Raw genomic sequence first — 10414 nt, forward strand, 5'->3', positions numbered from 1 at the left:
TTTTTTTATTGTTAAATAAAAACCCTCGGATTGTCCGAGGGTCCCAATAAGCTTTAGTGGAGAGATAATGAAAAGCCTCCATTGTATAATTATATTGCGGTCTGCCAACTGCAAATAAAAATGCAAGGAAGGAATTGTCATGAATGACATACATAGTTTATCATATACGAAATGGTGTTGCAAATACCACATGTTATTTGCTCCGAAGTATAGAAGAAATGCCTTTTATGGTGCAAGAAGACTTGAAATAGGTGCAATATTGAGGAATTTATGTGAATGGAAGGATATAAATATATTAGAAACAGAGGTATGCATAGATCATGTACATATGCTAATAGAAATACCGCCGAAAATGTCTGTATCAGGATTTATGGGATTTTTAAAAGGAAAAAGTAATCAGATGATATATGAAAAGTGGGGAAATGCGAGATTTAAGTATAGGAACAGAAGTTTTTGGTGAAGAGGATATTATGTTGATACAGTTGGAAAGAATACAAAAATAATAAAAGAATATATAGCAAATCAGTTAAAAGAAGATCAAGCAAGCGATCAATTAGCATTTGATATAGATGATCCTTTTAAGGGTAACTAATGGAATAGTGCACGTGGCAGACCGTTTTACGTCTTGAGGACGTTGCTTTGGGAGCAAGGCTATGCCCGCAAAAGGAAAATCACTAGTTTAACTAGTGGATTTTTATTGGCATAGTAAAAGCACAGAATATATAGCACAGTAGTAAGCACAGATTATAAAAAAGCACAGATTGTAAACAATTACAAAAATCTTGGATTTAAGAGGATTGTTTTAGAGATTGAATATATAAATTGATTTTTATAAAGTAAGTAAATCAGTACATTTACAAATGTTTAAACTTAATTATCATTTTATAGCACACATTTTCATATGGTTCTGGCATTATAATTGCTTATATAAATGGTATAAGAATTAATTAATATTTTAACTTAATTTTTAATAATAGAAAAATAAAAGGGGTGTAATTTTTTATGTTATTTTCAGCAATTTTAGTTGCAATTATTGCAACATTAAGTCAGTGGTGGGTAAGCCACACCGTTACAAGAACTTGGTTATATCCAATTTGGGTAGGGTTTTTAGTAGCGGTATGTATGGGAGAACCTGTAAAAGGTATGCAAGCAGCTGCATATATTCAGCTTACTTACTTAGGATGGATTACAGCAGGAGGAACCATGCCAGGAAACTTAATGGCAGCAGGAGTTTTTGGAACAGCATTAACATTAATTTCAGGAGCTGAACCAAGTTTAGCACCAACTTTTGCAGTACCATTTAGCTTATTAGGTATCTTAATCAATCAAGCTTATATGACATTAAATAGTTTTTGGATTCATAAGGCAGATAAATACCTAGAAGAAGGAAATATAACAGGATTAAGAGTAATGAATTATGTACCATCTGGAATTTTAAGTGCAATTTTATATGGTGTACCAGCATTTATATTAGTTTACTTTGGTGGAGAATTCGCTACTAACATGTTATCTTCAATTCCACAAAGCTTAATTGATGCTTTAAAGGTAGTTGGAGCATTGATGCCAGCTCTAGGAATAGCAATGCTATTAAGCTACTTAGGAAAGAGAAAGTTAATAGCATTTTTCTTTATCGGTTATTTCTTAACAATATATTTAAAGCTAGACATAATGGCTATTACAATATTTGCTGCTACTATAGGAGTATTAATGTACTTATTTACAAATAAGAATATAGAGACTGAAGGGGAGGTTTAAATAATGCAAGAAGTACAAGAAAAACAAGCTGTTAAAGGAAAAAATAGAGAAGTTAAATTAAGAAAATCAGATTTAGTTAAACATTGGTTTTTAGGATATTCAAGTGAAACATGCTACAACTACGAAAGATTACAAGCCCTTGGAGCTACAAATGCAATGGTACCTATTGTTCGTAGGCTTTATAAGACAAAGGAAGAACAAGTTGAGGCACTAAAAAAATATATGGTGTTTTTTAATACTGAACCATCATATATAGGGACAGTTATACATGGGATTGCAGCATCTATGGAGGAACAAGCAGCTAATGGAGAGGAGATTACAGCAGAAGACATTAATTCAGTTAGAACAGGATTAATGGGACCAATGGCTGGTATTGGAGATACGGTATCTCAAGGAATAGTTTATCCTATATTAGCAGGTATATCTTGTAGTTTAGCTTTAGCAGGAAATATAATGGGACCTATAATTTTTGAAGTCCTTTATAAAGTAATTATGCTTACTATGGGGTATAACATGTACATGATGGGATATAAGCAAGGTAAAACAGCAATATTAAAATTCTTAAGGGCTGGAACCTTAAATAGGATTACTGAGGTATTTAGCATAATTGGATTAATGGTTGTAGGTAATATGGCGGCAACAAGAGTAGGAATATTTACTCCAATAAACTTCAAAGTTGGTGAAGTAGCAGTAAATATGCAATCAGTTTTAGATTCACTTTTACCAGGACTATTACCATTAGTAGCAACACTAGGGGTTTGGAAACTTGTAGCAAATAAAATGAAACCTACTTATATAATTGCAATTCTATTTGTAGTAGGTATAGCAACATCATTATTAGGAATTTTATCAGTACCAGCTTAATATAAAGTAATTTAATCATTAAATAATAAGAACACTAATCGTACTAATTATATTTGAAAGGAATGATAGAAATGGAAATAAAGATTTCACCATCAATTATGTGTTGTAAGGTTGAAGAGTATAAACCTTATATAGAGCTTTTTGAAAAAGTAAAATTAGACTCAATTCATTTTGATATTATGGATGGACATTATGTGAAAAATGTTATGTTGGGAACTACAGTATATAAAGATATAAAGAGATTATCAAACTTACCAGTTGATTTACATTTTATGGCATATAATCCTGAAGACTACATCGAGTATTATAATGTTCAAAGTGGGGATCGAATATCATTTCATCCAGAGACAACTGCTCAACCATATAGACTATTACAATCAATAAAGGATAAGGGCTGCTTAGCAGGATTAGTTATTAATCCAGGGACTCCAATTAGCTTTATTGAAGAATCTATTGATCTTATTGATTATGTAACACTTATGACTGTAAATCCTGGATTTGCAGGCCAAAAGATGGTACCTAATGCACCAGAAAAAATCAGAAGAATAGTTGAATTAGTGAATGGAAGAAATATAGATGTTTTTGTAGATGGAAATACTACATTTGAAAATAGTGAAATTATGCGTAAGGCTGGTGCAAACGGTTTTGTAGTTGGAACATCAAGCATAATGAAATCGATAGATACATTTGAAGAAGAGTATTATAAATACATTAAAAATATAGAAAAAGTAGAAATATAGGGGAATTATGAATTGTGAAGGGATGATTATAATGGAAAATTTATTATTAGCTAGAATAGATGATAGACTTATACACGGACAAGTTATGACTGCATGGATGAAGGTTATGCCTGCAAAAAAAATAATAATTGTAGATAATAAAGCTGCAAAGGATGAATTTATGATTAGTGTATTAGAATTAGCAGCACCAAGTGGAGTAGAAGTTGAAGTTTTAAGTGAAGAAAAAGCAGTAGAAACACTTAATAAAGGATTAGCTGTACCAACTATAATGCTTGCTAAATCCCCATACGCATACAAAACTTTAGTAGATAATAATATACCTTTATCTTCAATTAATATAGGAGGTATGGGAATGAATAATGGTCGAAAGACATTATTTAAAAATATATCAGCTACAGAGGATGAACGTAATGTACTAAAAGATTTTATTAATAAAGGTATAGAAGTTAAAATTCAAATTATTCCAGCTGAAAGAGTAGTGGATCTAAAAAACATAATTTAAGAAAGTTATAGTAGTAGAATAAGGAGTATATATTTATGAAAGCAATGAGATTACATGAAATAAATAAGTTTACTTACGATGATGTAGAAAAACCTATTCCAAAGGGTGATGAAATATTAGTAAAGGTTGGAGCTTGTGGAATTTGTGGTTCTGATATTCCTAGAGTTTATGAGCTTGGAACTAGAGTTTATCCAGTAATAACTGGACATGAGTTTTCTGGAACAGTAGTAGAAGTTGGAAAGGAAGATAATAAAGAATTATTAGGAAAAACAGCAGCTATATTTCCCTTAATACCTTGTATGGAATGTGATAGTTGTAAAACTGGAAACTATGCACAATGTAGCAATTATAATTATTTAGGTTCAAGAAGTGATGGGGGGTTTGCTGAATATTGTTTAGTTCCATCTAAATGGCATTTAATATTTTCAAATAATCCGGATGTATCTAAAGAAGAATTATCTCTAGTAGAACCAGCAACAGTTGCCCAACATGCTATTAGAAAAGGTGACTTAAAAGCAGGAGAAACAATAGTAATTCTTGGTGCAGGACCAATAGGCATTATGATGGGAAGATGGGCGAAGATATTTGGTGCAAAACAAGTTGTTTTAGTAGATATCTCTGATATTAAAGTTGACTTTGCTAAGGATAGAGGGTTTAAAGTAATTAACTCCATTAAAGAAGATTGTCCTAAAATAGTAAAAGAACTTACAGGTGGGCGTGGAGCTGATTTAGTTATTGAAGGAACTGGTAGTTCAGGTGGATTAAATACAGCTATCGAGTGTGTTAAAACTTTTGGAAGAATATCTTTATTAGGGAATCCTCATCAAGATACAAATATAAAGCTTTCAAACCATAGTGACATTTTAAGAAAAGAAATTGTATTAACAGGAGTGTGGAATTCTTACTATTTAAATTCTCCAATTAATGAATGGAGATATACTGTAGATATGATTGATGAAGGAATATTAGAAGTAGCAGATTTAATAACTCATAAATCTGGATTAAAAAATTTAAAGGATCTATTTGATAAAATATATAGTAGAGAAATTACTATTTGTAAGGCTATATATAGTGAAGAAGAAAATTAGTTAATTGTATTTTAACATAGGCTTAGCTGTCTGTATGGACAGCTTTCCCTTATAGCAGTTGAAATAATTTATTTGAATTAAAGAAAGGGGAAAATAATGATAGGAATTTTATTAGTAACACATGGAGATTTTGCTGAGGGTATAAAAAATAGCACTGAACTTATAGTTGGTAAGCTAGAAAAGTTTACTACATTAGGTTTATATCATGGTGATAGTATCGATGATTTTAATAAAAAGGTTTTAGATTGTATTATTGAACTTGATGGCGGAGACGGAGTTTTAGTATTTTCTGATTTATATTGTGCTACTCCTTTCAACTCCACAGTAGTAAATAATGCTGAGCTGAAAGGGCATGATTATAAATCAATTTCAGGAGTGAATTTACCTATGTTAATTGAAGCATTAACTTGTAGAGATAATATGAATTTAGAAGATCTTTCAGAATATGTTATGGATATAGGGAAAAATGGTATAAAAGAGCTTTTTAAAGAAATGAGCAATAGAAAATAAAGAGGTAATATATATGAAACATATCTTGTTAACTAGAGTTGATGATAGATTAATTCATGGACAAGTTATGACAGCTTGGGTTAAGCACACTAAGTGTAATGAAATAATAATAGTAGACGATAATGTTTATAAAGATGAGTTTCTTAAAGTAATATTTAAGGCGGCAGTTCCTACAGGAATAAAAATTCATAGATGTAATATAAGCGAAGCTATAGAATACATATGTATAGATGATAGTAAGAGATTAATGATTTTAGTTAAAAATCCATTTACTATATATAAATTAATAGAACTTAGTATTAAGCTTGGAGAGATAATTATTGGGGGGATAAGCACTAGAAAAGATTGGGCTCATTTATACAAAAATATATCAGCATATACTGAAGAATGTGATATATTAAAAAAGTTATTAATAGTGGTGTAAGTATAAGGATAAGAATTATTCCTGATGATAAAGGTATAAATATATGTAAATATTTATAAAATATTATTTTATATAAGGTAAATGATAAGCATCTAGAATAAAAAGAACAAGCTTTTTATTCTGACACCTATGTCAAGGACATTATAAAAAAAGAGTGTTATGCACAAAGAAGATGATTTCTGTATTGAACAGGAGTCATCTTTTTTGTGTGCCCAGCATGGGCAACAACTTGACGGTGAAAGTCTATTGTGGGCTTGGTAGTGGGAACCACTAGCCAATGACAAGGGTGTCCATTGTGAAGTGAAATCTGAAGGAATTCGGAGGCAAAATCTTGGTCTGAGGGATACGAACTACATATAAGGCTTACTAAGGTCGGACAAGTTTGCAAATCAAAATAAAGTCTAACACTACCCAAAACTTTAGGAGTAAACGTGGCAGATATATGAGATGAAGGTTGTTGTTCTTACCTGGGGAGGGCTGATAGATACATTGCTAATAAAGATGAATTTCTAAAGCAATAACCTGTATAGAGATATATAGCTGAACTATCAGAAGTCAGCAGAGGTCATAGTAACTCCGCTAATCGCGATAGCGGATGAAGGACTGAACTTTAAGTAGGTTTTGAAATTTGAAAGTTTCGCAGAATAATCAAAGATTGCAGAAAACTAAATATTTAGGCTCTAGTGCTAAAAATAGAGTGGAACTTGAAGATAAGCAAAGAGTGCATGGAGGATTCTCGGCAACTTCAAATAGAGAAACAAGTGAATTTGAATATGGATCATTAGAAAGAATATTAACAAGAATATTAACAAGAGGAAACTTACTTCTAGCAATGAAAAGAGTAATTTCAAATAAAGGTAGCCATGGAGTCGATGGAATGATAGTCTATGAACTTAGACAATTTCTTAAAGATAATTGGTTATCAATAAAAGAAAGTATTCTAATATAATGAGTATAAACCAATGCCAGTTAGAAGAGTTGAAGTACCAAAGCTTAGTGGTGGAACCAGATTATTAGGAATACCAACAGTTTTGGATAGGTTTATTCAACAAGCAATTGCTCAAGAGTTAAATTATATTTATGACGAGAACTTTTTAGAAAATAGTTTCGGTTTCCGTCCTCGAAGAAGGGCGAAAGATGCTATACAAAAAGTAGAAACTTATATTAATGAAGGTTATAGATGGGGCGTAGATATAGACCTAGAGAAATTCTTTGATAAAGTTAACCACGATATACTTATGTATAAACTTTCAAGGAATATAAAAGATAAGAGAGTATTGATGCTAATAAGAAAATATCTTCAATCTGGAATAATGATTAACGGAATAGTAATTACAAATGATGAAGGAACCCCTCAAGGTGGTCCATTAAGTCCACTTCTATCTAATATAATGCTAGATGAATTAGATAAGGAACTAGGAAAAAGAGGACATAAATTCTGTCGCTACGCTGACGATTGCAATATTTACGTTAAGAGTAAGAGAGCTAGAGAAAGAGTTATGGAGAATGTAACAAATTTCATAGAAGGTAAATTGAAATTAAAAGTAAATAGAAGTAAAAGTGCAGTAGAGAGACCGTGGAAAAGAAAGTTTCTAGGATTTACAATAATACTATCTTTTGGGAAAGCCTGCCCTACTATATCTAAACAATTATTAAAACGATATAAGGATAAAATTAGAGAAATACTATCTAGGTCGAAGCCGATGACTTTAGAACAAAGAATAATTAAATTGAATCAAATTAATATTGGATGGATCAATTATTACGGCATAGCAAAATGCAAAGGCATTGTTCAGCAATTGGATAAATGGATAAGACAAAGATTAAGAATGTGTATATGGAAACAATGGAAAAAGGTTAAAACAAAATATAAAAACTTTAAGAAATTAGGATTAAGTCACTATCAAGCAATAAAATTCGCCAATACCCGTAAAGGATACTGGCGAGTAGCAAATATTGTTATATTAAATACTATACTAACAAATCAATTCTTTAACGAACTAGGCTTGAAAAGCCTAACGCGTCAATATATTAAAATTCATTAAACTTAAAGAACCGCCGTGTACCAGGCCGGTATGCACGGTGGTGTGAGAGGTCGGTAGATAAAAATAATTATCTACCTCCTACTCGATTATATTCTTTGAAAAGGATAGGGATAAATAGTATTAATAAAACTAAAGTTACAATAGGAAGAAGTAAAATAAGAAAAGTAAGTGTTGAGGATTTACCTATAAATGTATCGTCTCTAAATATTGGTTCAAGACGTGCATCAGAATACTTCACATTAAACAGTGGAATTTCACCTTCAGTAGGGTCATTATAGGTTCCAATAACATGTCCATATACATAGAAGTCTCCTAGTGAAACAGGATCATTTACAGCAAAGTTAGGGGTGTTACCTGTAATTTTTATATATTTTGGATTAGCATCCGGGTAAGAATCTTTTATGGTGCTCCAAAGTTTATCTTTATCATACTTTAAATAATATAGAGGGCCTGTTATTACTTGTAGATGAACTTTAATTTTTATATCATCTAGGGATAACTTCTGTTTAGGAGTAATTCTAGTAGGAATATAGAAATATAGTGTTGTTGCTATAGAGAGTAATAAAACTATAATAATAACCCTTTTTGGTTGCTTCATAAAAATAAATCCTCCTGTAATAATAAAGATATTACATATGAAGTTGAAATAAATGGAAAATTAATCAGGTAGAACTTTTGAGAATATGAAGTGATATTATTAAGAAGATTGATGTGCGGATTAGATAAAAAATAGTACAATTAATCTAAAAAGAGTTAGTGTAATGCTAACTCTTTTTTAGATAATCTATCTAATTTATTTAAGAAACTTTTACTAATTTCTTTGCCTTGGTTAGGATGCTAAAAAAGCTAATATTGTAATTAATAGCTATGGCAGCTATTAAGCATGTAATCATTGCAGATAGTAAAATTGAAACTTTAGCTAAGTTCAACATTTGTAAATTTGATGCAAATGCAATTTCAGAAACAAATATGGACATAGTGAAGCCAATACCAGCGAGCATTCCAACAGAATACAAGTTGCTCCAAGAAATATCATTTGGCTTTTCAATTAAGTTTAATTTTGTACCTATTGATGTGGATAACATAATCCCTAATGGTTTTCCAATAACTAAGCCAAGTATTATTCCTAGTGCTACAGCAAGGGAACCTTTTGGAAATTCATTTACACTAAGAGTTATGGCGGTATTGGATAATGCAAATAAGGGTAATATTATTAAATTTGCATAAGGTGAAAGTGCATTCTCAGTTCTTTCTAATGCACTCCTTTTCCTTGATATAGTGGATCTATTAATTGGCAAAGCAATTGCTAATAATACACCACTTATTGTTGGGTTTATTCCACTAATATATATGAAAAACCATAAAAATAATCCTAAAATAAAATATGGAACTAGATTATGAGTTTTATCAACCTTATTTAATGTTAGTAATAGCACAAATATACCTGTAGCAATTAATAATGGTAAAAATGATATTCCATTAGAATAAAAAAGTCCTATTATAATGATTGCAATTAAATCATCAACAATTGCTACAGTAAGCAAGAAGATTTTTGATGAATCATTTAATTTATTCTTAAATATCATAAAAGCACCAAGTGAAAATGCAATATCAGTAGAAATAGGTATACCTAAACCACTTAAAAATTCACTATTTCTATTTAATAAGAAATAGATTGTGGCAGGAACTACAATTCCACCAAGGGCAGCTACAATAGGGAAGGCTGCTTTTTTAATTTGTGATAAGCTTCCACTAACAATTTCTTTTTCTATTTCACAACCAACAACTAAAAAAAATACAGCCATTAAAAAATCATTAATGAATGTATTTAGATTCATATTAAAAAATATATTAATATCATTAAATAAATAATTGTATAAATCTTTAAATGGTGTGTTTGCAATAATTAAAGATATGATTGTTGCCATTAACAACAATGTACATGGTAGTATTTCCGATTTTATTATAGTATGCAATTTTGAAGATACCTTAGTATCCATAAAATTCATTATAAATACCTCTTTTCGATGGCCAAGTATGTTTTTACGCGTAATATCTACCATAGCATATGTTTGGAATTAATACAAGGATAATATAATAAATTAGGAGTTATTAGCCAATTGCTTACTATATTTGTTATAATTAACTGTGCTATTATGGAAAATTATATTGAAATTTGAATCTGTTAAGCTGATATGAAAAGATAGCTTTATTTTTCATAGAATTGCTTGCTCTTTGAAAATTATATAAGTTTGAATATTTTATTGCATGTCAAACAAGCCTGCAATAAAATTGATTTTTGCAGGTTAAATAAAGGTGTTAAGTTTAATTAAGCAGCTGAAAACCAAGAATTTTTAGCAAAGCTATCGCTAGCGAAGCCGGCAACTTCTGCTGGAGTACAGTTATTTAATGATCCATGTGGTCTAATAAAGTTATAGTGAAAGATAAATAAGTAAATTAGGTTATTCGCCTTTTCAAAAGAGTTA

General features: G+C 30.5%; 10 protein-coding genes and 2 pseudogenes. 9 read left to right on the plus strand and 3 right to left on the minus strand.

Annotation, left to right across the window (positions count from 1 at the left end; translation table 11 throughout):
* Positions 1-139 precede the first annotated feature (139 nt).
* The 9 genes and pseudogenes from tnpA to ltrA all read left to right on the plus strand — a co-directional run bounded on the left by tnpA (position 140) and on the right by ltrA (position 7928).
* A pseudogene (gene tnpA / locus GPX08_RS04160) lies at positions 140-592 on the plus strand (IS200/IS605 family transposase).
* A 410-nt stretch (positions 593-1002) separates the two neighbouring features.
* Positions 1003-1755 carry a PTS sugar transporter subunit IIC gene (locus tag GPX08_RS04165; protein ID WP_156625588.1) on the plus strand — a complete coding sequence of 251 codons (753 nt, stop codon included), beginning with the start codon at positions 1003-1005 and terminating at the stop codon, positions 1753-1755.
* 3 nt (positions 1756-1758) lie between these two features.
* Positions 1759-2619, plus strand: a complete 861-nt coding sequence (locus tag GPX08_RS04170) for a PTS system mannose/fructose/sorbose family transporter subunit IID (RefSeq protein WP_156625589.1) — start codon at positions 1759-1761, stop codon at positions 2617-2619.
* Positions 2620-2690: 71 nt separating this feature from the next.
* Complete coding sequence (locus GPX08_RS04175; RefSeq protein WP_156625590.1) at positions 2691-3359, plus strand: ribulose-phosphate 3-epimerase; 669 nt, start codon at positions 2691-2693, stop codon at positions 3357-3359.
* A gap of 31 nt (positions 3360-3390) precedes the next feature.
* Positions 3391-3861, plus strand: coding sequence for a PTS mannose/fructose/sorbose transporter subunit IIB (locus tag GPX08_RS04180; RefSeq protein ID WP_156625591.1), 471 nt, complete (start codon positions 3391-3393; stop codon positions 3859-3861).
* Between the two features lie 35 nt (positions 3862-3896).
* On the plus strand, positions 3897-4949 hold the full coding sequence (locus tag GPX08_RS04185) for an alcohol dehydrogenase catalytic domain-containing protein (protein ID WP_156625592.1): 1053 nt from the start codon (positions 3897-3899) through the stop codon (positions 4947-4949).
* Positions 4950-5045: 96 nt separating this feature from the next.
* Positions 5046-5459 carry a PTS mannose transporter subunit IIAB gene (locus GPX08_RS04190; RefSeq protein WP_156625593.1) on the plus strand — a complete coding sequence of 138 codons (414 nt, stop codon included), beginning with the start codon at positions 5046-5048 and terminating at the stop codon, positions 5457-5459.
* A 13-nt stretch (positions 5460-5472) separates the two neighbouring features.
* Positions 5473-5883: a PTS mannose/fructose/sorbose transporter subunit IIB gene (locus tag GPX08_RS04195; RefSeq protein WP_156625594.1), complete on the plus strand. Its 411-nt coding sequence runs from the start codon at positions 5473-5475 to the stop codon at positions 5881-5883.
* Positions 5884-6715: 832 nt separating this feature from the next.
* A pseudogene (ltrA, locus tag GPX08_RS04200) lies at positions 6716-7928 on the plus strand (group II intron reverse transcriptase/maturase).
* A gap of 67 nt (positions 7929-7995) precedes the next feature.
* On the opposite strand, the gene GPX08_RS04205 reads toward ltrA, so the two are convergent.
* The 3 genes from GPX08_RS04205 to GPX08_RS04215 form a co-directional block, all read right to left on the minus strand.
* A complete protein-coding gene (locus GPX08_RS04205; RefSeq protein ID WP_156625595.1) occupies positions 7996-8526 on the minus strand; it encodes a hypothetical protein in 531 nt (176 codons plus the stop codon).
* A 199-nt stretch (positions 8527-8725) separates the two neighbouring features.
* Entirely contained in the window at positions 8726-9937 is a 1212-nt protein-coding gene (gene nhaA, locus GPX08_RS04210; protein WP_156625596.1) for a Na+/H+ antiporter NhaA, read from the minus strand.
* 320 nt (positions 9938-10257) lie between these two features.
* A partial coding sequence (locus tag GPX08_RS04215; protein ID WP_156625597.1) for a transposase occupies positions 10258-10414 on the minus strand: 157 nt, incomplete at its 5' end.

This window comes from Clostridium tertium (assembly GCF_902652255.1).
GTDB lineage: Bacteria > Bacillota > Clostridia > Clostridiales > Clostridiaceae > Clostridium > Clostridium tertium_A.